21 protein-coding genes and 1 tRNA gene are annotated in these 23,174 nt (G+C 33.3%); 16 read left to right on the top strand and 6 right to left on the bottom strand.

Translation table 11 applies throughout. The annotated features are described in order from the left end of the window. Positions 1–47: 47 nt before the first annotated feature. The 4 genes from NHF50_RS05460 (at position 48) to NHF50_RS05475 (ending at position 3,064) form a co-directional block, all read left to right on the top strand. Positions 48–494: a hypothetical protein gene (locus NHF50_RS05460; protein ID WP_109568706.1), complete on the top strand. Its 447-nt coding sequence runs from the start codon at positions 48–50 to the stop codon at positions 492–494. Between the two features lie 165 nt (positions 495–659). Continuing rightward, a complete protein-coding gene (locus NHF50_RS05465) occupies positions 660–1,919 on the top strand; it encodes a hypothetical protein (protein ID WP_252775306.1) in 1,260 nt (419 codons plus the stop codon). 29 nt (positions 1,920–1,948) lie between these two features. Next, complete coding sequence (locus NHF50_RS05470; protein ID WP_252775307.1) at positions 1,949–2,158, top strand: hypothetical protein; 210 nt, start codon at positions 1,949–1,951, stop codon at positions 2,156–2,158. A gap of 3 nt (positions 2,159–2,161) precedes the next feature. Beyond that, complete coding sequence (locus tag NHF50_RS05475; protein WP_252775308.1) at positions 2,162–3,064, top strand: DNA adenine methylase; 903 nt, start codon at positions 2,162–2,164, stop codon at positions 3,062–3,064. A gap of 6 nt (positions 3,065–3,070) precedes the next feature. Here NHF50_RS05475 and NHF50_RS05480 read toward each other — a convergent pair whose 3' ends face one another. Next, the gene (locus NHF50_RS05480; protein WP_252775309.1) at positions 3,071–3,550 is read right to left on the bottom strand and encodes a hypothetical protein; all 480 of its coding nucleotides are present in this window, start codon (positions 3,548–3,550) and stop codon (positions 3,071–3,073) included. A gap of 118 nt (positions 3,551–3,668) precedes the next feature. Next, a tRNA-Phe gene (locus NHF50_RS05485) sits at positions 3,669–3,741 on the bottom strand. Positions 3,742–3,862: 121 nt separating this feature from the next. Between NHF50_RS05485 and NHF50_RS05490 the strand changes: the two genes are divergently transcribed. The 7 genes from NHF50_RS05490 (at position 3,863) to NHF50_RS05520 (ending at position 11,492) form a co-directional block, all read left to right on the top strand. Then, positions 3,863–4,597 (top strand): type III pantothenate kinase, encoded by a 735-nt coding sequence (locus tag NHF50_RS05490; RefSeq protein WP_109568707.1) that lies wholly within the window; start codon positions 3,863–3,865, stop codon positions 4,595–4,597. Next, entirely contained in the window at positions 4,590–5,843 is a 1,254-nt protein-coding gene (locus NHF50_RS05495; protein WP_109568708.1) for a hypothetical protein, read from the top strand. The genes NHF50_RS05490 and NHF50_RS05495 overlap by 8 nt, the downstream gene beginning before the upstream one ends. A 25-nt stretch (positions 5,844–5,868) precedes the next feature. Beyond that, a complete protein-coding gene (locus NHF50_RS05500) occupies positions 5,869–7,224 on the top strand; it encodes a lipopolysaccharide assembly protein LapB (RefSeq protein ID WP_170108173.1) in 1,356 nt (451 codons plus the stop codon). A gap of 1 nt (position 7,225) precedes the next feature. Next, complete coding sequence (gene lptC, locus NHF50_RS05505) at positions 7,226–7,786, top strand: LPS export ABC transporter periplasmic protein LptC (protein ID WP_109568710.1); 561 nt, start codon at positions 7,226–7,228, stop codon at positions 7,784–7,786. Positions 7,787–7,838: 52 nt separating this feature from the next. Further along, positions 7,839–8,024, top strand: a complete 186-nt coding sequence (locus NHF50_RS05510) for a hypothetical protein (protein ID WP_109568711.1) — start codon at positions 7,839–7,841, stop codon at positions 8,022–8,024. A gap of 7 nt (positions 8,025–8,031) precedes the next feature. Continuing rightward, entirely contained in the window at positions 8,032–9,300 is a 1,269-nt protein-coding gene (locus tag NHF50_RS05515; RefSeq protein ID WP_109568712.1) for a hemolysin family protein, read from the top strand. 89 nt (positions 9,301–9,389) lie between these two features. Continuing rightward, a complete protein-coding gene (locus tag NHF50_RS05520; protein ID WP_252775310.1) occupies positions 9,390–11,492 on the top strand; it encodes a peptidylprolyl isomerase in 2,103 nt (700 codons plus the stop codon). A 363-nt stretch (positions 11,493–11,855) separates the two neighbouring features. Here the strand turns inward: NHF50_RS05520 and NHF50_RS05525 are convergent, their stop codons facing one another. Further along, positions 11,856–14,030, bottom strand: a complete 2,175-nt coding sequence (locus NHF50_RS05525) for a carboxy terminal-processing peptidase (RefSeq protein WP_252775311.1) — start codon at positions 14,028–14,030, stop codon at positions 11,856–11,858. A 138-nt stretch (positions 14,031–14,168) separates the two neighbouring features. On the opposite strand from NHF50_RS05525, the gene surE reads away from it, so the two are divergent. The 5 genes from surE to NHF50_RS05550 are packed head-to-tail and all read left to right on the top strand — an operon-like array spanning position 14,169 to position 18,981. Next, positions 14,169–14,936, top strand: coding sequence for a 5'/3'-nucleotidase SurE (gene surE, locus NHF50_RS05530; RefSeq protein WP_109570616.1), 768 nt, complete (start codon positions 14,169–14,171; stop codon positions 14,934–14,936). A 1-nt stretch (position 14,937) separates the two neighbouring features. After that, on the top strand, positions 14,938–15,213 hold the full coding sequence (locus tag NHF50_RS05535; protein ID WP_109568754.1) for a hypothetical protein: 276 nt from the start codon (positions 14,938–14,940) through the stop codon (positions 15,211–15,213). A 1-nt stretch (position 15,214) separates the two neighbouring features. Continuing rightward, positions 15,215–16,330 (top strand): lipid-A-disaccharide synthase, encoded by a 1,116-nt coding sequence (lpxB, locus tag NHF50_RS05540; RefSeq protein ID WP_109568755.1) that lies wholly within the window; start codon positions 15,215–15,217, stop codon positions 16,328–16,330. 28 nt (positions 16,331–16,358) lie between these two features. Beyond that, on the top strand, positions 16,359–16,937 hold the full coding sequence (locus NHF50_RS05545) for a C40 family peptidase (protein WP_252775312.1): 579 nt from the start codon (positions 16,359–16,361) through the stop codon (positions 16,935–16,937). 31 nt (positions 16,938–16,968) lie between these two features. Further along, the gene (locus tag NHF50_RS05550; RefSeq protein ID WP_252775313.1) at positions 16,969–18,981 is read left to right on the top strand and encodes a ComEC/Rec2 family competence protein; all 2,013 of its coding nucleotides are present in this window, start codon (positions 16,969–16,971) and stop codon (positions 18,979–18,981) included. 6 nt (positions 18,982–18,987) lie between these two features. Here the strand turns inward: NHF50_RS05550 and NHF50_RS05555 are convergent, their stop codons facing one another. From NHF50_RS05555 to NHF50_RS05565, 3 genes are read right to left on the bottom strand one after another with little or no spacing between them, the layout of a single operon-like run. Next, positions 18,988–19,455, bottom strand: a complete 468-nt coding sequence (locus tag NHF50_RS05555; protein WP_252775314.1) for a thioredoxin family protein — start codon at positions 19,453–19,455, stop codon at positions 18,988–18,990. Positions 19,456–19,504: 49 nt separating this feature from the next. Next, positions 19,505–21,310 carry a peptide MFS transporter gene (locus NHF50_RS05560; RefSeq protein ID WP_252775315.1) on the bottom strand — a complete coding sequence of 602 codons (1,806 nt, stop codon included), beginning with the start codon at positions 21,308–21,310 and terminating at the stop codon, positions 19,505–19,507. Between the two features lie 7 nt (positions 21,311–21,317). Next, positions 21,318–23,165, bottom strand: coding sequence for a peptide MFS transporter (locus tag NHF50_RS05565; RefSeq protein ID WP_252775316.1), 1,848 nt, complete (start codon positions 23,163–23,165; stop codon positions 21,318–21,320). Positions 23,166–23,174: the final 9 nt, after the last annotated feature.

The following is a 23,174-nucleotide window of genomic DNA, read 5'->3' on the forward strand; positions in this document are numbered from 1 at the left end:
TTTCGGTTTTTGTTCGTTTAATTTTGCAAAGAATAAAATCGGAAAACATGAAAAAGACATTAATTCTATTGACACTCGCTTTATTTTTGGTTCGTTGTACCAGTACAAGTTCTTTCAATTACCGGGATGATTTTAAATCATTAAACAAAAAAGAAACAGAAGCTTTTTTAAAAAGCAAATCTGCAACGGGCAGTAACAAATCGGTCATCATCTTAACACAAGGTTTTAAAGGTGAACAGGTCATTGCCACACAAAACGGGAAAACCATTTACAAACAATATCCCATTAGTAATTTAAAAACAAAATATGCAGACAGTTTTAGTTTTAGCAATACGAGCAATTTAATTATTGAAGATAACTTTTTGAAAAAACAGGTTACAATCCCTGTTAAAGAAGCTAAAGAATATAAGTTTGTCTACGTAATGATCGAAGGAAGCGGAACTAGCGCGAAGTATAAGATCACTTTTAGCCATAAACTAAGACCTTTGGAATGAGTCTTATATCAAATAAAAAAGCCAGACAATGTCTGGCTTTTTTAAGTGGTACCTCCAGTATCAGATGTGATTAAAGTAATAATTTATGTTAAGCATGGTGCAAAAAGTTATATAATTAAAATATTTAATTAAATTTGAAAATTGCAAAAACATAATATTTTTCTTATGAGTGATTTAAGCGGATTTAGAGAGAATAAAATTTCATTAAAGAATTTGAAATTATGGTCTGAAAATCCTCGATTTCCACAGGCTTATCTTGGAAAACCAGAAAATGAATTAATTGACTATATTGTCTCTGTTCCTCACTATAAAATTAAGGCATTTGCAAAAGAAGTTGTCGAAGATTTTGATATGCCTATTTTTGAAAAATTGGCTATTTATGATGGAGATGGGGACAATGTTACATATGAGGGTAATAGAAGATTGACGGTTTATAAATTACTTCTAAATCCTGAATTGACTTCAGATAATGACGTTAAAGATTATTTTATTCAATTAAAAAGATCAATAAATATTGATGAAAATTTTAAAATTGATTGCGTTATATCAAATGATAAAAAAGAAATTCTAAGATATGTAAATAGAAAACATTTAAATAATAATAATGAAGTTGCTTGGGGATCATTAGAAAACTCAAATGCTAAAATTAGATGGTTAGATAATCCAGGTAAAGTAGATATTTTTAGAAGTAATCTTTCTGTAATAATAAGAAATTTAGATATCCCTTCAGACGATAAAGATAAGATTTTAGGGAAAGGATTCGTTACAACTTTGTTTAGAATCTTAAATACAACAACAACTGCAAAATTTTTTAAACTTACTTTTGATAATGATAATAATTTATTGTCTGATGATGATAATTTTATTTCAAAATTAAAAATAATAATTAATGATATTCTTTTAAAAAAGACCTTTAATGGTAAAATCTTTTCACGTTTAGAAACAAATGATATTGACGCTTATTTAAAATCTATCACGTTAAATATAAATGAAGAAACACTTCCTAAAGTTAATAATTTAACGGACAGTAATCCAATTAAAGTGTCAAATAATAACTCTACAGTAGATTTAAAAAAGGAAGAAGATAAAACAGATGATAAAAGCAAAGGAGTAACAAAAAAAATAAGTACAGTAAATAATAGTAGTATAGGAAGTAGTGGGGCTATAATTCCTGTTAAAAAACCTAAGGTTAAAGCAAAATCTACACTAAGAAAGCACTTAATACCAAAAGATTGTAAATTGACAATCGAAGAAGTTAAAATAAATAACATCTACAGAGAGTTAAGGGATGATTTGATTATTGACGATTCTTCTAAATCTGTTCCAAATGCAGTTGGAGTTTTATTTAGAGTTTTTATAGAAGTCTGTCTAGATCATTATGCTGAAAAAAAAACGGACATGTTTTTAAAAAAGAAGATGGTATAAACTCAAAGATTAATTGGGTAACTACTAAAATGATTCAATTGGGTTATGATAAAAAAATATTTAACAATATAACTGTAGTTGGCTCTTCAAAAATGCAACATTCATATCTTTCAATTGAAAAATTTCATCAATATGTGCATTCAAGTACTTTAGAGCCATCATCTAGTGAATTAAAAGCAAAATGGGATTTATTACAGCCTTTCTTCGTAGTTTTGTGGCAAGATTTTAACAAAAAGTAATTTATGTTTTATTCACCATTAAGATATCCCGGCGGGAAAAATAAATTGTCGGCCTTTTTAGCAAAAATTTGTATTGACAATAATATTAATGGGCATTATGTTGAGCCTTATGCAGGTGGGGCTTCAGTCGCGCTGTTTCTTTTGTTTGAAGGGTTTGTTGACAGAATAACAATTAATGATAAGGATCGTTCAATATTTGCATTTTGGCATTCAGTTTTAAATGAAACTGATGAATTATGTAGGTTGATTTTGGAAACTGAAATTACAATTGAAAACAGAAAAATAATGAAAGAAATTCAAAAAAATAAGGAAAATACTTCATTGTTAGATCTGGGTTTTTCTACTCTCTTTCTAAATAGAACTAATAGAGACGGTATAATTAAGGGAGGTGTAATTGGTGGAAATGAGCAGAAAGGTAACTATAAGTTAGATTGTAGATTTAATAAAGATGAAATCATAAAGAAAATCAAATTAATATCATCTCAAAAAGAACGGATTGAACTCTATTCTTTAGATGCATTAGATCTTATTGATTTAATAACAATTGAGTCAAATAACTCTAATACAATTTTCTACTTTGATCCTCCATACTATTTAAAAGCATCTACATTATATATGAATTACTATCAAAAAAGTGATCATGAAAAAGTAGCTGATAAAATAAAACAGATTAAGAAAATAAATTGGATTGTTTCTTATGATAATCAACACGTAATTAGAGAATTATACTCTTCATATCCAAAAAAAGAATACACTTTTAACCACTCTGCATTTAAAAGTAAAATAGGTAAAGAAATATTATTTTTTAGTAAAAAAATTAAATTCCCTGAGATTGAAAATTGGAATCCTATTTTATTCAAATTATCTAAGAAATCGAATACAAAAAAAATTCAATATTCTGTCTAAATTTATTTAAATGTTGAGTAGTTCTCTTATTTCAGTAACAATTTTAATGTCAGATTCTGCAATATTGTACTTGTAGCAGTCATCGTTGTTAAGAAATTGTATTTGTTTGTAATTTGGTTCAATGTTCTTTTCATGAACTAAATAAACTTTAATTTTTTCATCTTCTTTAATGAATTCTAATATAAAGCTTGTTCTATGTTCAATAATTTCAACTTCAAAATCTTCTAAATTAAGGAATATTTCCTTTAACAATTGTTCGGTTTGGAGAATATCCTGATTGCTATTTGTCAAAACACTCTCTTTATATGTTGGATAATTATTTTTAATTTTTAAATTCTCAATTGAAGCTGAAATAGGATAAGGAATTATTTCTGTAGAAATTAGATTACTACTATAAGGTAAATAATAGTGATACAAATTAGTTGAATATCCTATGGTAATAGAATTAATTTTCAATTCATAATAAGAGTAGTGTTTTTTTTTCATATGAGATTTTTGTTTACTAAAGTAGCAAAAAAATGAATAAAAAATTTAAGTTGGAGTATATAATAGGGAGCATAAAACAAAAAACCCTCAAAAACTAAGTGTTTTTAAGGGTTGTAAGTGGTACCTCCAGGAATCGAACCAGGGACACACGGATTTTCAGTCCGTTGCTCTACCAACTGAGCTAAGGTACCTTAACAATTAAAGCATTACTGCTTGTTGATTGCGGGTGCAAATATAGAACCAATTTTATATTTTCCAAAACAAATTTCAAAAAAAATCAATTCGTATATTTGCAAACATAAATAACCCGATATGCTTTTAACACTTGATGCCGGAAATACGCTCATCAAATGCGCTGTTTTTGAGAACGATAGAATGTTAGAAAAATTTACTTTCGCTTTTTCCGATGCTGAAAAAAAAATTCAAAAAATTTTTTCTCAGTATCCTGAAATAACCCATTCTATCTATTCTTCGGTAATAATAGGGGATTCGCAACTAGTAGAAACACTCAAAAAGTATTCACAGCTATTTCAAATCGATCACCGATTTTCATTCCCTTTTCAAAATCTATATACAACTCAGACCACTCTCGGCATTGACCGGATGGTTTTATCAGCCGGTGCCAGTTTACTCTACCCGAATGAAAATAAATTAATCATCGGAACCGGAACCTGTATCACATACGATTTTGTCAATTCAAAGAATGAATATTTAGGAGGTGCCATTTCTCCCGGAATTCAGATGCGATACAAAAGCTTAAACAATTATACTTCAAAACTTCCGTTATTAGAAAAAGAAATTCCGGAAGACTTTATTGGTAACAGCACGAACAACGCTATTCACTCAGGAGTTATGAACGGAATTATCTATGAAATTGAGGGGTTCATTTCCCAATATTTTCTTAAATATAAAGATTTAACAATTATTTTAACAGGTGGCGACACAGATTTTTTGGCTAAAAGCTTAAAAAGCACCATATTTGCCAATTCAAATTTTCTTCTGGAAAGTTTGAATCTAATTTTTACACATTGTACAAATAATGATTAAAAAGATAATTCTATCAGCAGGTTTGCTATTCGGCTTACATTCTTTTGCACAGGAAGGGACTTCTTCTCCTTACTCTTATTTCGGTTTAGGTAAAGATCGTTTCAGAGGCACTCAGGACCAAAGAGCCATGGGGGGTTTAGCTATTGAAGGAGACAGTACGGCTTTAAACCTTGTTAATCCTGCTTCTTACTCCCACTTAAGATTAACTGCTTTTGCCGTGGGCGGAACTACAAATTTCACCACGTTAAAGAACGAAAGCAACAGTGAAAATGCAAAACGAACAACTATTGATTATTTAGCAGTGGGTATCCCAATGGGGAAATTCGGTGCTGCAATAGGTCTTATGCCTTATTCATCTGTAGGGTATAAATTCCAAAATATCGCAACAGACGTTAACGGTATTGAAAACACTAAAAAATTTACGGGAGACGGAAATATCAACCGTTTTTTCGGTGGTGCTTCCTATACTATCAACAAGAACTTCAGCGTAGGAGCCCAATTAGAATATAATTTCGGAACTATAGAAAACGAACTTATCGAATCGCATAGTGGCTTACAATTGAGTTCCAGAGAAAGAAACACGGCTCAAATAAAAGGAATGACCTATAACATAGGTTTACTTTATAAGAAAAAATTAACTAATGGCTTAAACGTTCACGGTAGCTTTACACTTAGTCCGGAAACAAAATTAAATGTTGCTAATACCCGAAATATTGCCACAACTGTTTATTCACAAAGTTCAGGTGCTGAATATGTAAATGACAGTGAAGACATTGACGTTCCTGACTATAAAATTACTGTTCCGACAAAATACAGTTTCGGAGCCGGAGTAGGCAAACAAAACCGCTGGTTGGTCGGAGCGCAAGTAACCTTACAAAACAACAGCAAGCTGATCAACTTGTCAAGTGCAAACACTAACGGCGAGTTTGAAAATGCGCAAACTTATACCGTAGGAGGTTATTACATTCCTAAATTTGACTCTTTCTCAAGCTACTTTAGCCGAGTGGTTTACAGAGCCGGTTTTCGTTATAACAAGACCGGACTTATCTTAAACGGGCAGAGCATAAATGATTATGGCATGAATTTTGGTCTTGGTTTACCGCTGGGAGCTTCCAAAATAGATGTAGGCTTTGAATTAGGAAAAACAGGAACAACAAATTCAGGACTGGTTCAGGAGAACTATTTTAACATCAGCATAGGATTCTCTATAGCAGACAAATGGTTTAGAAAAACTTTAATCGACTAATATTACGTAAAGAAAATTAATGAAAATGAGAACTAAATTAACTTTATTAGCCCTTGCTTTAAGCGTGTTTTCATTCGCACAAAACGTTGATTGTGCCGAAACTTTAAGCCTTATGGCAACTTCTGTTAAAGCTAAGGATGTAGCAGCTTACGACTATTTAAACAGCTTGAGAAAAGAATGTCCGACTTATGACTACAGAACTTATGCTTATGGTGTATTTGCTATCAAGCAAAAAATTGAAAAAGCAACAAACAACACAGAGAAAGAAACGTATGTTCGTGATCTGTTAAAATTGTATGATGAATACCAACAATATTTCCCGCAAAAAATCAGCGGTGTCGACATGAAGAAAGGATTAGATCTTTTCAATTATGAAGTTGGTACTAAAGAAGAGGTTTTTAATTATTTTGACAAAGCTTTCAAAAATGACTTAGCTAATTTCAATAGTACTAAAGCTTTATACGCTTACTTTGAGATTTTAGTTAACGATCACAAAGCAAACAAAGGTGTTACTTTACAGCAAGTATTTGACAAATATGATGACATCTCTGACAAGTTAAGTGAATTAAAAGAATCTGACTCTAATGATTTAGACAAATTGTTAGAAAAGGAAGAAGCAGGTCAGGCTCTTGACAGCAAAGAAGTAAAAGCTAAAAACAAGTTAGAAGGCAACATTGAAGATATCGGTATTGTTACTTCAAGTATGGATGCTATCATCGTAGAACTTTCTACTTGTGATAAATTAATTCCTTTTTACCAAAAAGGTTTTGAAGCAAACAAATCTAACGAACAATGGTTAAAACGTGCTGCTGACCGTTTAGAGGCAAAAGAGTGCGACTCAGATCCTTTATTCTCTAAAATATCAGAAGCTTTATACCAATTGAATCCAAGTGCTGATGCTGCTTATAAATTAGGTGTTGTGGAAGCTCAGAAGAAAAATACTTCTAAGGCTTTAGAATATTTCAACAAAGCAGCTGATATGTACACTGATAATACTAAAAAAGCTGCTGTATATTACAGAATAGCTACGATGTATTCTAAATCAAATAAAAGTCAGGCCAGAAACTATGCTCGTAAAGCTTTAAAAGTAAAACCTTCTTACGGTAAAGCATATTTATTGATCGCTCAGATTTACGGAAACAGCATTAACGAATGTGGTAATGACCAATTTGAAAAAAGAGCAATGTACTGGTTAGCGGCTCAATATGCTGATAAAGCCGGTGCAGTTGATCCGTCTTTGAAAAGCGCAGCTAACAAAATGGCTTCGGGTTACAGAGCCGCTGCTCCTACAAGAACTGAAATTTTCCAATCAGGAAGAGCAGGACAAAGAATCGCGTTCAACTGTTGGGTTGGTGAAAGCGTTTTAGTGCCAAGCCTATAATATGAAATTATATTTCAGAAATAATATCTTAATCATGGTCACGACACTATTTGTCGTGACTATGTTTTTTTCATGCGAAACTACTTTAAAAGACAAACAGAAATTCAACAAATCATCCTTTTTACCTATTAGTGAAGCAGATTCCATCAATTTGAAGTATACCGATTCCGGCAAAATAAAATCTACTTTACGCAGCCCGAAAATGTTGGATTACAGTCAGATTGAAAATCCTTTTACAGAATTCCCTAAAGGCGTTTTGGTTACTATTTACGATAATCAGAATAATATTACCACCATTAAATCAGATTATGCCATTCGTTACAAAATGACCGACATCATCGACCTACAGGGCAATGTGGTCATCACTTCTTATGATGGCAAAAAAATGGAAACTTCCCAATTGTATTTTGATCAAAAGAATGAATGGTTTTTCACAGAAAAATTCTTCAAATATTCTGACGGGGAGGGCGGTTACCTTCAAGGTCCCGGTGTAGACTTCAGTCGTGATTTTAAAATCTTCAACATGCAAAACAGTAGTGGTGAAGTTACAACCGTAGAATAATCCTTCTTTATTTTATAAAAATATTTAACTACATTTGGTAAAAAAACCAATTATGACTTTTTATAAAATCTTTTATTTTATCTATCTTGTTTTTGCAGGTTTCTTTATCTATGATGCTTATATGAAAATACAAGAAGATAAAAGCCCTTGGCTTAGCATTATCATTGCTTTAGTAGCGATCGGAATGTTTTTGTTCAGAAGGCATTTTTACAACAAATACCAGAATCGCGATAAATAACACATAAATGGAAGTGGTCATAATTATCGTCTGTTTAATACTTTCTGCTTTTTTTTCAGGCATGGAGATCGCCTATGTTTCTTCAAACAAAGTCTTCCTGTCATTAGAGAAAAAGCAAAACAATTTCAACGCTCAGATCTTAGCTAAAATAACGGAAAAACCTTCGCAATTCATCACAGCAATGCTTGTAGGCAACAATGTGGTCTTAGTGATCTACGGAATCTATTCAGGTGACCTGATCATGGATTGGCTTAATTCTTTTTCTATCGGTTTTTCCTCATTTACCAATCTGCTTTTACAGACCCTTATTTCGACTGCGATCATCCTGATCACAGCCGAGTTCTTACCGAAAGTATTCTTTCAGATCTATGCTAATAATTTCATGAAGCTTTTTGCTTTTCCTTCTTATCTGTTTTACCATCTTTTCTATTGGGTTTCCCTTTTCATCATATGGATATCCGATTTCGTTTTAAAAAGATTCTTCAAAACAGAAGGCGATCAGGTTCAGGATTATTTCAGCAAGGTAGAATTAGGAAACTTCATATCAGAACAAATGAACGGCGTAAGCGATGAGGATGAAATTGACTCAGAGATACAGATCTTCCAAAATGCTTTAGAGTTTTCTGATTTAAAAGCCCGGGATATCATGACGCCCCGAACTGAAATTGCGGGTGTCGACATATTGGATTCTGTTGAAGATTTACGCCAATTATTCATAGAAACCGGCTATTCCAAAATTGTGGTCTATCAAAATTCCATTGACGATATTTTAGGTTACGTTCATTCTTTCGAATTGTTTAAAAAACCGAAAACCATTAAATCAGTCATGATCCCTATGGAATTTGTTCCGGAAACGATTTACATAAAAGACCTACTCAATATTTTAACCAAAAAGCGAAAAAGTATGGCCATTATTCTGGACGAATACGGCGGAACTTCAGGTATTGTTACAGTAGAAGATATCATTGAAGAACTTTTTGGTGAAATTGAAGACGAACACGATTTAGACGAAGAGCTGATAGAAGAACAACTGGAAGAAAATATTTATTTATTTTCTGCGCGTTTAGAAGTGGAGATCCTTAACGAAAAGTACAATCTTAACATCCCCGAATCAGACTCATACAGTACTCTCGGAGGGTTTATTGTACACAACACTAAGGAAATACCACAAAATGAAGAAAAGATACAAATCGAAAACTTTGAAATAACCATTCATTCAGCAAGCAATAAAAAAATTGAATTGGTTCGTTTTTGCGTTAAAGAAGAAAAATTATAAAAATTTTAATTGAAATATTATTTTTTCTTTTTTATTATTAAATAGATAATCGTATTTTCGCCCTCTGAAAAAAAGTAAATTGATATAAAATGGCAGTTTTAGGTAAAATTAGACAAAAAACAGGACTACTTATATTCTTAATAGCACTTGCGCTAATCATCTTTGTAGTTCAAGGAGCTTTAGAGAATGGTTTTTTTGGTTCTAATGCAAATAATATCGGTTCTGTAAACGGAACAGATATCGATGCACAAACTTTCATGCGCAAAGTAGCTCAGGTTGAGAAACAAAACCAGAACATGAGCAACACTCAGGCAATGAACAACGTTTGGGAACAGGAATTAAGAGGTATTATCGTAGGTGAACAAGTTGAGAAATTAGGACTTGGCATTGCTGATGACCAATTGATCAACGTTATCAAAACCAACCCTTACTTTTCACAAAATCCGCAATTTTTAAATGCTGCCGGACAATTTGACGAAGCAAAATTCAAAGAATTCGTTAAGTCAATCAAGAACGACCAAAACCAAGATCGTTGGGCTGAATGGCAAAATTTTGAAAATGAGGTAGAAAAATCTGCAATTGAGCAATTGTATTTTAACTTGATCAAAGGAAGTATCTATACTACCAAAGCAGAAGGAAAATTCAAACATGTTGCTGAAAATAAAAAAGTAGATTTTGAATATGTTACTGTACCTTACAACACGATCAATAATGACGAAGTAAAAGTTTCAGACGATGAGATCATTGCTTACATGAAAGAGCACCCGAAACAATACAAGTCTGATGCTACAAGAGCTATTGATTATGTTTTATTTGAAAACAAAGCTTCTAAAGAAGACGAAGATCTTGTGGGGAAAACCATTAACGAGGTTCTATATGGAAATGTTGAATTCAACAAAAAAACTCAAAAGAACGACACAATTCCTGCATTCAAGGATGTAGTAAATGTTGCTGAGTTTGTAAACAAATATTCAGACATTAAATTTGATTCTACTTATTTAGCTAAAAAAGAATTACCTCTTGACTATCAGGAGCAATTATTCAATTTAGGAAAAGGCGAAGTATTCGGACCTTATTTGTTTAGCAATCACCAATGTGTTTCAAGAATGTTAGACAGAAAGCCTAATGCAAGCGCAAAAGCAAGTCACATTCTGATCAGTTTTGAAGGAGCTGAACGTTCGACTGCTACCCGAACTAAAGATGAGGCTCAGGCATTGGCAAACGAATTATTAGCTAAAGTAAAAGCTAACCCTAATGAATTTGCTTCTCTGGCTGCTGCTAACAGTGATGATCCAGGTTCTAAAAACAACGGAGGTGTTTATGACAATATTGCACCGGGGCAAATGGTTCCTACTTTCAATGATTTTGTTTTCAACAACCCTGTAGGTACTACCGGTATAGTTGAAACTGATTTCGGTTTCCACGTGATTAAAGTATTAGACAAATACGATGCTGTTCTATTAGCAACTGTAGCACAAAGTATAGAGCCTTCGGAAACAACTATTGACGCTATCTACACTAAAGCAAGTAAATTTGAAGCTTTAGCCAATGAAAAGAAATTTGACGAAGCAGCTAAAGAAGTTGAAGCTACTATTGTTCCTGCATCTAACCTAAAAGCTTCAGACGAATATGTAGCCGGTTTAGGCGCACAAAGAGAAATTGTTCGTTGGGCTTTTAACGATGACACCAACAATGGCGATGTAAGACGTTTTGATGTACCACAAGGTTATGTTGTAGCTGTTTTAAAAGACAAAAATGAAACCGGTTTATTATCAATCGATGTGGCAAGACAATCTGTTGGAAACATCTTAATGAATAAGAAAAAGGCAGAGATCATCAAGAAAAAAATGTCAGGAGCTACTTTAGAAGACGTTTCTAAAGCTACTGGATCATCTATGATTTTAGCTTCAGGTGTTGCTACTTCAAGTCCTTTTATTCCGAACATCGGTAGTGAGCCGAAAGTTATCGGAACTGCATTTGATCTTGAAGCCGGTAAAACATCTAAATTAATCGATGGTAACACAGGTGTTTTCATGATCCGAACTAAGAGTATAACTGATGCTCCGGAGGCTGCAAATATTAATTCGTATGTAGAAACCGAGCTTACTCAACAACAAAATGCTGCACAAATGAGAGCTTATCAAGCACTTAAAGAAAAAGCTAAAATTGAAGACGAAAGAGCACGATTTTAATCTCTCTTTTTAAATAAATCATACTAAAAAAGGAATCGATAATTCGATTCCTTTTTTTATGCACCTCAATGTCTTTTTTTAAAGAAAATCAAATACCAAATCCTTTTCTCCTCTTCAAAACAAATCTTACTACTCAAAAACAGTATTATACACAGCAAATCATTAATATTTTCCTTATACCATCCTTTCATTTGAGTGCCATCTTCAAAAAGCCATTAATAAGCTTTTCTATTCTGAAAAAGCAGGTGTTCTCAACACCTTTACTTCCTTCTAGCACAATTATTCTTATTCGGCTTAAACACCTTTATACAATACAAAAAAAGGAGCCTTCAAGCTCCTTTTCTATATTACCTTATTATTTCTTTAGTCAACTCTTGAAAATTTATTTTTCTTTTGATTAACACTAGCTGTTTTTTGACTGTATAAATTCGTTTTTATATCACTTAATACATTCAATGCTTCATCTATATAAACATCTTTTTGCATTTCCTCGTGCCAACGATTACGTTTTTCCTGAAGCACCGTATCTTTTGCAACAGCTTCAACTTCGTAAGGCAAAGACTCAAATGCTAAATGATTGGTATAATTTGATATCGGTTTGAATTTTTTCAAGATAGCATCAGTCTTTTCTTCTTCTTTTTCATATTTTTTCAGATTCAGATCAAACTCATTGTCATCTTTTCTTTCAAAGATCCATTTTGCATTCTCATCAATTAATTTGAATTGGGCATTTTGAGCAACTCTGGCTTTACTTCTGTTAATAATAGGCTCAAAAGTATTAAACACCTCTTGGTAATCGGCCGGATCAATTTTATCCCAAGGTAATGCGTATTTTTCATCGCGCTCACCCATATCTAAATACCCAAATCTATCCGGTAACACTACATCACTTAAAACCCCTTCTCTTTGCGTTGAGCCCCCGTTAATTCTATAAAATTTCTGAGTCGTCGTTTTCAAAGCACCTAAGTCACCATAAGAATTCCCTCTGACAAACTGATTCAAATCAATAACATTTTGTACAGTTCCTTTACCATAAGTGTGCTTACTACCGATAACGATTCCTCTTTTATAATCCTGAATAGCTGCTGCAAAAATCTCTGATGCAGAAGCTGAAAAATTATCTACCATCACAACCAAAGGACCATCCCATTGCACTTGCGGATCTTTATCGAATAAAACATCTTGTTTTCTGTTGGCTGACTTTACCTGAACAACCGGTCCTTCTTTGATAAACAATCCGGTCATATTTACAACCGTTTCCAGCGAACCTCCTCCGTTTCCTCTCAGATCCATAACAATTCCTTGCACCCCTTGCTCTTTCAATCGTTCAATTTCTAAAGCAACATCTTTAAAAGCATCTCTCTCTGCTTTGTTATCAAAACTGATGTAGAATTTTGGCAAATAGATAATTCCGAATTTTTTTCCGTCTTTTTCTACGGTAGATGACTTGGCAAAAGTTTCTTCTGTTTCCACTTCGTCTCTTATAATAGAAATAACTTCTATAGTTCCATCTACTTTTTTAACGGTTAAACGCACCTCAGTCCCTTTAGGCCCTTTTATCTTTTTCACTACATCATCCAAACGCATTCCTGCAATATCCAGAGGTTCTTCATCAGCTTGTCCTACTTTAAGAATCACATCACCGGCTTCTAATTCTTTTCCTCTCCATGCCGGTCCGCCTGAGATTAATTCCGAAACCTCAACAGCATCATTTTTCTTTTGCAATCTGGCACCGATCCCCTCAAATTTTCCACTCATACTGATATCGAACTTATCTTTATCATCCGGTGAAAAATAGAATGTATGCGGATCAAAACGCTCCACGATTGAGTTTAAGAAAATAGAGAACCAGTCGTTTCTATCTAATTCTTTCTGGATAAAGTTGAAATAATCATTTAACGATTTTTCAGAACTTTCTCTGGCTTCTTTTTCTAACACTTTAAAAGGTTTCTTTTCGTAGGTACTATCCTTTTTAAACTTCTCTTCTTCTAATTTTTCCTTATCTGTTACCGTTGACAAAACAGAAAGTTTTAATTGCTTTCTCCATCTGTCTTTTAACTCCTTTTCATTTTTAACATAAGGCAGGTGATCATAATCTACATTAATCGTCTCTTCTTTAGAAAAATCGAATGGTTTACTCAATATTTCATCGTATATAGCTCTTGATTCTTCAATTCTTTTTAACAAACGATTATTCGTCAAGTCAAAAAAGGTAAGATCTTTATCACGAATCAAATCGTCAATTTTATCCTGATATTTTGAAAATTCATCAATATCCGACTGTAAAAAGAAACGCTTAGTAGGATCAACCCCGTCAATATATTTAGTATATACATCTTTTGAAAAATCATCATCCATAGCGATCGGACTATAATGCCCTTTTTCTAAAATGAACGACAATAATTCCAATAAAAGTTTATCTTTTTCAGGGTCTTCTACTTTTTTAGAAGGCATAAAACTCCATAGCACGGCTGAAATTACCGTAACGAACAAAATAATCTTATAATTTCTCTTCATAAATTCAAAAATTCTTTTCATTGAAAATTTTTAACTAAGTTACATAAAAAACCATGCCACTACATTGCAAGGTACGATAATTTTTTGTTAAAGCCTCCCTACTAATGGGGCATGAATACTATTATTGAGCGAATTTTAATTATTTTAGCAAAAAAAATTATGGACAAACCCTTAATCTTAGTTACAAACGACGATAGTATAGTTTCACCCGGTATCCGAACCCTAATAGAAGTGATGAAAGAAATAGGACATGTTGCGGTAGTTGCTCCGGATAGTCCGCAAAGCGGAATGGGACATGCCATCACAATCAATAACACATTACACTTAGATAAAGTACTGCTTGACAAAGATTTAGAATACGAATACAGTTGTTCCGGTACTCCAGTAGATTGTGTCAAAATGGCGGTTCATGAGATTTTAAAAAGAAAACCGGATCTATGCGTTTCCGGGATTAACCACGGCTCTAATTCTTCTATTAATGTTATCTACTCAGGCACGATGTCGGCAGCTGTAGAAGCCGGAATTGAAGGTATTCCTGCAATCGGTTTTTCGCATTTAGATTACGGTTGGGACACCGATTTTGAACCGGTAAAAAAATATGTTAAGAAAATAGCCTTGGAGGTATTACAAAACGGGCTTCCTGACGGAATAGTTCTGAATGTTAATTTCCCTAAAGCTGACAAAGGAGAAATCAAAGGAATGAAAGTATGCCGACAGGCTAAAGCGATGTGGGTAGAAGAATTTGACAAACGCATCAATCCTCAGGGAAAAGAATATTATTGGTTAACCGGAGAATTTATCAATCAGGACAAAGGGCATGACACAGATGAATACGCATTAGAAAATGGCTTTGTATCAGTCGTTCCCGTACAGTTTGACCTAACAGCTCATCATGCTATTCAAACCTTAAACAATTGGGATTTATAATATGAAAAACAAGAAAGATATTTTTATCGGATTCTTATTGGGGCTTTTAGGAGGCTTCATCGGGTGTTTTATTGTACTGCAATTTTTTACAGAAGTAGGTTTTCTAAACGGGTTCACTGCGATGCGTCAGGCAGGAATGATCGGCAAAATCATTACCCTGGGAGCTGTACTGAATTTGATTTTATTTTTTATTTTACTGAATAAAAACAAAGAATTAATGGCAAGAGGTATAATCCTAGCAATGTTCTTTTTAACGGTTTTAACCCTAATCCTCTAATATGAAATATTACATTATTGCAGGTGAAGCTTCCGGTGATCTGCACGGTTCCAATCTTATGAAATCCCTTTTCAAAAAAGATGATAAGGCAGATATACGCTTTTGGGGAGGAGATCTTATGCAAAAAGCCGGCGGAACTTTAGTAAAACACTATCGGGATCTGGCTTTTATGGGGTTTGCCGAAGTAATAATGAATCTCAAGACCATCTTAAATAATATCTCTTTTTGTAAAAAAGACATTTTGGCTTTTCAGCCGGATGCTTTAATCTTTATTGATTATCCGGGTTTCAACATGCGCATTGCTAAATGGGCAAAAGAACAAGGTATTCCTACGCATTATTATATTTCTCCGCAAATATGGGCCTGGAAAGAAAAGAGGATCAACGCCATAAAACGTGATATTGACCACATGTATGTTATTCTTCCTTTTGAAAAGGATTTTTATGAAAACAAACATCACTTTAATGTTCACTTTGTAGGACATCCGCTTATCGACGCAATTGAAAACAGACCTTCGGTTGATAAAGAGACTTTTCTTAAGACTCATGGATTAAGTAGCAAACCTATTATTGCTTTATTACCCGGAAGTCGCAAACAGGAGATCAACACAAAGCTCCCTATTATGCTGTCTGTTGTAAAGCATTTTCCAGATTATCAATTTGTAATAGCCGGTGCACCCGGGCAAGATGATAGTTTTTACGAGCCTTTTCTAACCAATCAGAACATTCATTTCATTACCAATAAAACCTATGATCTGTTAAGTATTGCACATGCTGCTTTGGTAACATCCGGTACTGCCACTTTAGAGACCGCTCTTTTTAAAGTTCCGGAAGTGGTATGTTATAAAGGAAACTGGATTTCCTATCAGATTGCAAAGCGAATTATAACCCTGAAATACATCTCACTGGTTAATCTGATCATGGATCGGGAAGTTGTAACAGAATTAATACAAAGCGAATTAAACACTAAAAACTTAAAGAGAGAACTGGAAAAAATATTAGATGAAAAGGGACGCACTAAAATGATCAAGGATTTTAATCTATTAGAAGTTAAACTCGGCGGATTAGGAGCAAGTGAAAAAACGGCTGAATTAATTATTGACAGTTTTAAGAAATAATCTTACATTAGCAAAAAAGTAAGCAATTTTGAAACAACTGGTATACATTTTAGGACTGAGTCTGGTAGTAACAAGCTGTAAAACAAAATCATCAATTGTAACCTCTAAAGAAGAAGCAAAATCAAAGGGAATTTACAGCTATACTAATGCAACTTCTAAAAAAGATAAAGTTTCTGTTACTACTTCCGCTTCTTCCCCAAAAAGTTATACTGCTAAAAAAACAGGAATTGCTTATGAAATTGTTGATAAAGCAATGGACTACAAAGGTGTTCGCTACCGAACAGGTGGTACTACCAAATCCGGAATGGATTGTTCCGGCTTAGTCTATACAACTTTTAAAAGTTTTGACATAAATGTTCCGCGTACATCCGGCAGTTTAGCCTTACAAGGAAAAAAGGTCTCTAAAAGCAAAGCGCTACCCGGTGATCTGATTTTTTTTAAGACTAACGGCAAAAGATCCATTAACCACGTGGGCATCATTACAGAAATAAACGGTAACGAAATAAAATTCATACATGCCTCCACAAGTAGCGGAGTTATTGTATCATCTACTGCTGAGCGCTATTATGCTAACACTTTTGCGCAGATTAACCGCTTAATTGAATAAGTTATTGTTGGTTTAAGTATATTTCAAACATTTGAAATTTTTTCCTTATCCGCTAATTGTCTATACTTTAGGTATAGCTCTTGGCATTGCGCTACATCATTTTTTAAGGTTTTCATACCTTTTTATCAGCATAGTTGTTGTACTGACATTGTGCTTGTGGCTTTATGCCTTTCTGCAAACCAAACGCCAACTTATTCCCAGTGTTCTTTTTGGAGTGAACTCGCTTATTTTAAGCCTACTACTAGGTTCAATTCTTCATACCGTTCATATAGAAAACCAATATAGGAACCACTATACTCATTATAAAGAGAATACCACACAACTCATTTCCGGCACAATAATCAGCGAATTAAAAACTTCCGAAAAGCAGTCTAAATATCTTATTGAGATAACTTCTATAGAAGAACAAGCTACTTTTGGAAAAGCGCTATTATATATACCTAAAGAATTATCGCAACATTTTATTCCTGACGACAAAATTGTTTTTCGTTCTCAGTTTTCTCCGTTACTTCAAAACCTGAACCCCTATCAATTCAACTATGCTGACTATCTGAGAAACAAACAGATCTATCAGGTTATCTTTCTAAAAAAACAAGCCATACTTTACATCGGGAATGACAAAGGCTTTCGTTTTTATCTCTATCGAATTAAAAGAAAATTACTTTCCGTCTTTGAAAGTTACAATTGGGAAAAACAAACCACAGCCATCATTGAAGCATTAATTTTAGGAGAACGTTTCTTATTGGATGATACGATCACTCAAAATTATCAAGATGCCGGTGTCATGCATATCTTAGCTATTTCCGGCTTACATATCGGAATCTTATATCTTATTCTACTTTTTCTGACCAATCCGCTTAAACAGCTTACATATGGTTTATTCATACAACTCTTCATCATTCTTTCATTATTATGGGGTTTTGCCTTATTAACCGGTTTTTCCCCATCCGTAAGTCGAGCTGTTACGGTATTCAGTTTAATTGCTTTAGGAAAGATACTCAATAAAACGAATGCTGTCTATAACCTTATTGCTGCTTCTGCACTCCTATTATTGCTTTTTAATCCGAATTCCTTATTTGACATCGGGTTTCAGTTGAGCTATGCAGCAGTGCTAAGCATTGTTCTATTCAATCCTTTTTTCAAATACTTCAGATTCAGTTCCAATAAGTTCATTATCTATTTTATAGATATTATTCTGGTTTCTATATCTGCCCAAATAGGTGTATTACCTCTTAGCATACTTTATTTCAACCAGTTTCCGATATTATTTCTACCGGCCAATATTGTTGCTATCCCTTTAGTCACCTTGGTGTTAATTTTAAGTTTAAGCTTACTTATCTGCCATTTTATGATTCCTGCGCTATCAAAATTCATTGCTGACCTGATAGAATTTTTTGTTCATTATTTAAACTTATTCATTGACCGATTAGCCCATTGGCACGATTTAACCATTCGAAATATAGCTTATACTCCACTACTCTGTTTTCTAAGTTATACCTTTATTTTTAGCTTTCTGTTCTGGCTTTACAACAAAAACTTCAAAAACTTCAGATGGGTTTTATATAGTTTGTTATTTGTTCAATTAGGATACATTGGCACCATTGTGTACCAAAACAATAAAAAAGAGCTTATTCTGTTTCACAGTCCTCTTTCCGTTTTAGTACAAAGAACCACCCCTAACCAGACCGTCTTTTTTACAAATAATCCGGAAGAAAACCGCAAAATCATTATGGATTATAAGAAAGGTAGCTTTACAGATGACATTACGATCAAACCTCTTTCCAACACTTTCTTCATTCATAAAAAAAGATGTTTAATTATCGATAGTTCAGGTATCTATAATACTTCTTTAAAACCGGACATTGTAATCTTGACACAAAACCCGAAAATCAATTTAGAAAGGCTCATTAAAGATATTGATCCTCAAAAAATAATTGCAGATGGCAGTAATAATTTTTACTTCATTAAAATCTGGAAATCGACTTGCAGAAAAGAAAAAATCCCTTTTCATGCTACTACTGAAAAGGGATTTTATAAATTTTAATCTTTTTTATTTCTTGTCCTCTATAAGACCATCGGCTACTTCGAGCCATTTAGTTGGTCCTCCAGCCACATATCCGGTATTGCCTAACGGATTCAGGTTTACTTTTTTCCCTTCTTTCTTTTCAGGTTGTACAAACCAAATTGTAGGGTATCCTGTTACTCCGAACATTTGTTGCAAATTAAAGTTCTGCTCTCTTAAGGCTTGTTCTTGAGGTGTTCTTTTGGGATAATCCAACTCTACTAAAACCACATTTTTCTTTGCCCATTTTTTAAATTCAGGTGTTTGAAAAACTTCTTTTTGTAAACGTTTACACCAGCCGCACCAATCGGAACCAGTAAAGAACAGCATTAATGGCTTTTTAGTCTTTAACGACTCTTTTGCCGCATCGGATATATCTGTGTGCCATTCCAGTTCCTGTGCCTGTACTGACAATACACTTAAAAATAAAAATGATAATACAATAATTTTTCTCATTTGAGTTCTTTTCTATAAAATTAACAAAAAGAGTGCCAAGTTGTGTAACTTATTTTACACCGTGCATTAATTTCTTTATAACTGGCGACATTACTACGGCTAAAACTGCAATTACAACAGATACAATGGTTAACATCCAAAAGAAATAACTTAACCCATGCTCATTTGCAATTTTATCAATATTTTCACCAAATTTACCTGCCCCTTTCATACCTATTGCAACTGCTAAATACCAAACCCCAAACATAAAAGCAATCATTCTTGCCGGAACTAACTTCGAAACATAAGATAATCCTACCGGCGAAATACATAATTCTCCCATTGTATGGAAAAGATAAACCAGTATCAACCAAATCATGCTAACAGAAGCTGTTTTTGCTCCTGGTTCAATACCTGTTGCTCCTACTGCAACACAAGCCATACCTAATGCTAATAATCCCATTCCAATTCCGTATTTTACGTTTGCACTAGGATTGTATTTACTTTCCCACCATTTGGAAAATAAAGGTGCTAATGAAATAATAAATAAGGAGTTTAAGGTTGAGAACCAAGTTGCAGGAACTTCTGTGAGAGGGTTTGTAACTTTTTCTATTTTTAGAAATTCTAATGTTGAATCTGAAAGTGTTAAATAACCCGCAGAATAAAAATCTTTAATTAACATCCAAATAGCAATTCCCCAAATGATCACGAAACTTGTTGATAGAATCAAATTAGCAACCGCATAATTTTTAAATGTTTGTTTGAACAATAAAAACAAAACCCAAGTAATAATTGCTAAAGGAACTATAGTTATTAGAGAATTAATTATCAAGAAAAATGTACTCCAATTCCCGTCTAATACTCTATTAGTATAGTCATTAGCAAAGATGGTCAAAGAGTTAGGAGATTGTTCAAAAATTGCCCAAAAGAAAATAGTTAAAAAAGCAAAGAATGTAACCGCAATCATTTTTTCTCTGGTAATTTGAGAATAACGTAATAAACGACTCACCAAAAGAATAATAAAAGTACCTAATGCTGTTAGAATAGCAATATTGTTACCATTTTCACCTAAAAAACCAAAAATATCAACAGTCCCTCCAGAAATTTTAGAAGCGGGATCATTCAAAATCCATAACAATCCTAAAACGGAAGAGATTCCTATTAAAATTAAATCAACGGTTGTAAAAGGATTTCTTTTATCAGTATCACTACTTTCAGCTTTCGCTTTACTTTCTGCAGTTGGTTTTAAACCAATGTCTCCAAAGATATTTTGAGATAACCAAAATTGTAACATTCCGAAGAACATAAAAATTCCAGCCAAACCAAATCCGTAACTCCATCCTACTTTTTCACCTAAGTAACCGCATAATAAAATCCCGAAAAATGCACCTGCATTTACCCCCATGTAAAATAAAGTATAAGCTCCGTCTTTTTTCTCGGGTCTATCTTTATACATTTCGGAAATTATCGAAGTCATGTTGGGCTTAAAGAAGCCATTTCCAAAAACCAAAAGAACTAATCCTAAATATATTGAAAATTCAGTTTCTACAGCCATAGAAGCGTGACCTAAAGTCATTAAAACAGCTCCTACAACGACTGCCCATCTAAAACCAATAATTTTATCTGCAAAATATCCGCCTAACATGGTAGACAAATAGACTAAGCCAACATATGACCCAAAAAGAGCAGATGCATTTTCTCTTGTCCATTCCCAACCACCATCAGTAAATGATGCCGTCAGAAACAATATTAATAAAGAACGCATTCCGTAAAACGAAAAACGCTCCCACATTTCGGTAAAAAACAATACAAATAATCCTGCAGGATGTCCTAAAACTGGATTTTTAAAAAACTGGTCTGTTGAATTTTGGCTCATAATAATTCTATTTAATTCCGTGCATCATTTTCTTTAACGTTGGTGTCAACATAAATAATATAACTGAAGCGACACCACATAAGATTACAAATACCATAAAAAACTCGAATAAATTATGAATTTCGAAACCTGCAAATACTGGATTAGCTGCAACGATAGTCTTTTCAGATTCAATTTTTGTAAGAGTGTCTACTGAAGGAAAAGTCAATTTTTCTCTATCAAGTTTGAAGTTTTCATTTTCTTTTTTAGAGGTCTCAATCATCTTATTGTTTTGCTCAATAATTGGTTTCAACTCTTTTTCCAAAGATTCATTTTTAATTTTAGCAATATTAAATTGAGCTAATAAGAATAAATCTTTACCTGTAGGCTCTACTGTTTTATCTAACACTGCTTGCAAATCAATTCCTGCTTCTTCAGCTCTAGTAAATTGTTCACCCGTTGCTGGTAAAATAGAGCCTAAAGTTCCTGCTAATGCGTATCCTGATGCGTTTGACAAAAAGAAAACGCCAAACAATAATGAAGCAAAACGCTTAGGCGCTAATTTACCTACTAATGACAACCCAATTGGCGATAAACAAAGCTCTCCAAAAGTTTGAATTAAGTATAATAACACAAGCCATTTAACAGCTAACAAGCCTGAATTACCTAAATCTTTTACATTATGTGCAATAATAAAATAACTCACCGCAATTAATAATAAACCTACAGCTTGTTTAAAAGGAGATGTTGGTTCTTTTCCTGCTGCTCTTAATTTATCCCACAACATTGAAAATGGTACAGCAAAAGCAACAACAAAGATTCCATTAAAAATTTGCACCATTGAAGGTGGCATATTCCATCCGAAAAAATTCCTGTCTGTTTGATTGTCTGCAATAAAAGTCAAAGAAGATCCCGCTTGTTCGAACGCAGCCCAAAAGAATATTACGAAGAAAGAAACAATATAAATCACTAAAATTCTATCTCTTTCTATCTTAGTCAATGAAGTGTCTGATAAAATTAAACCTGCTAATGTTAAACCACTACCATAAATAATAGAATATATCCAGTTTTGACCAAACAATTGATTGAAAACTACTGTCAAAACTACAAATGCAACTACTGCAATACCGATTGATTTTGTTGAAAATTTAGCCGATGTTGCTTCTCCTTCTTCAAAATCTGAAGCATCGTTATTTTTCGGCAAGCCTCCAATTGGTTTCCCTTCCGGAGTAATTACGTATTTATCTTTCAAAAGATAGAAAGTGATTGTTCCAATCATCATTGCTATTGAAGCTGCTAAAAATCCCCATTTAAAAGCAAAAATATCACGTGTTCCATCTGCATTTACAACATCTCCTACCATTGGACATATAAATTGCCCTAAAAATGCTCCTACATTAATCCCCATATAAAATATCGTAAATGCGGTATCCAATTTACTTTTTTCTTCTTTTGGATACAAGCTACCAACCATTGAAGAAATATTCGGTTTAAAGAAACCATTTCCTAAAATGATGATTCCTAAAGCTACATACAATAATGTTTTTGCCAAATCAAGATTAGAGCTGAAGATGCTAGCACTAAAAAATAGCAACATTTGACCGATGGCCATTAATAAACCACCCAACATTATACAGTAACGGTTACCTAGAAACCTATCTGCTATAAAACCGCCTAACATTGGTGTTAAATAACAAAGCCCTAAGAAACCTCCATAGATTAAAGAGGAATCTTCTTTACTCATCATTAATGAATTAACAATAAATAAAGTTAATAATGTTCGCATTCCATAAAAGTTGAAACGCTCCCACATTTCCGTACCGAATAGTACCCAAAGTCCTTTTGGATGTTTTTGACTTGCTGTAACTTCGCTCATATTTTGATT

The organism is Flavobacterium sp. NRK F10 (genome assembly GCF_024054235.1).
GTDB classification, from domain to species: domain Bacteria; phylum Bacteroidota; class Bacteroidia; order Flavobacteriales; family Flavobacteriaceae; genus Flavobacterium; species Flavobacterium sediminis.

Coding starts and splice junctions, on each gene's coding strand:
- NHF50_RS05460 (WP_109568706.1), top strand. CDS start 48: ATGAAAAAGACATTAATTCTATTGACACTCGCTTTATTTTTGGTTCGT.
- NHF50_RS05465 (WP_252775306.1), top strand. CDS start 660: ATGAGTGATTTAAGCGGATTTAGAGAGAATAAAATTTCATTAAAGAAT.
- NHF50_RS05470 (WP_252775307.1), top strand. CDS start 1,949: ATGATTCAATTGGGTTATGATAAAAAAATATTTAACAATATAACTGTA.
- NHF50_RS05475 (WP_252775308.1), top strand. CDS start 2,162: ATGTTTTATTCACCATTAAGATATCCCGGCGGGAAAAATAAATTGTCG.
- NHF50_RS05480 (WP_252775309.1), bottom strand. CDS start 3,550: ATGAAAAAAAAACACTACTCTTATTATGAATTGAAAATTAATTCTATT.
- NHF50_RS05490 (WP_109568707.1), top strand. CDS start 3,863: ATGCTTTTAACACTTGATGCCGGAAATACGCTCATCAAATGCGCTGTT.
- NHF50_RS05495 (WP_109568708.1), top strand. CDS start 4,590: ATGATTAAAAAGATAATTCTATCAGCAGGTTTGCTATTCGGCTTACAT.
- NHF50_RS05500 (WP_170108173.1), top strand. CDS start 5,869: ATGAGAACTAAATTAACTTTATTAGCCCTTGCTTTAAGCGTGTTTTCA.
- lptC (WP_109568710.1), top strand. CDS start 7,226: ATGAAATTATATTTCAGAAATAATATCTTAATCATGGTCACGACACTA.
- NHF50_RS05510 (WP_109568711.1), top strand. CDS start 7,839: ATGACTTTTTATAAAATCTTTTATTTTATCTATCTTGTTTTTGCAGGT.
- NHF50_RS05515 (WP_109568712.1), top strand. CDS start 8,032: ATGGAAGTGGTCATAATTATCGTCTGTTTAATACTTTCTGCTTTTTTT.
- NHF50_RS05520 (WP_252775310.1), top strand. CDS start 9,390: ATGGCAGTTTTAGGTAAAATTAGACAAAAAACAGGACTACTTATATTC.
- NHF50_RS05525 (WP_252775311.1), bottom strand. CDS start 14,030: ATGAAAAGAATTTTTGAATTTATGAAGAGAAATTATAAGATTATTTTG.
- surE (WP_109570616.1), top strand. CDS start 14,169: ATGGACAAACCCTTAATCTTAGTTACAAACGACGATAGTATAGTTTCA.
- NHF50_RS05535 (WP_109568754.1), top strand. CDS start 14,938: ATGAAAAACAAGAAAGATATTTTTATCGGATTCTTATTGGGGCTTTTA.
- lpxB (WP_109568755.1), top strand. CDS start 15,215: ATGAAATATTACATTATTGCAGGTGAAGCTTCCGGTGATCTGCACGGT.
- NHF50_RS05555 (WP_252775314.1), bottom strand. CDS start 19,455: ATGAGAAAAATTATTGTATTATCATTTTTATTTTTAAGTGTATTGTCA.
- NHF50_RS05560 (WP_252775315.1), bottom strand. CDS start 21,310: ATGAGCCAAAATTCAACAGACCAGTTTTTTAAAAATCCAGTTTTAGGA.
- NHF50_RS05565 (WP_252775316.1), bottom strand. CDS start 23,165: ATGAGCGAAGTTACAGCAAGTCAAAAACATCCAAAAGGACTTTGGGTA.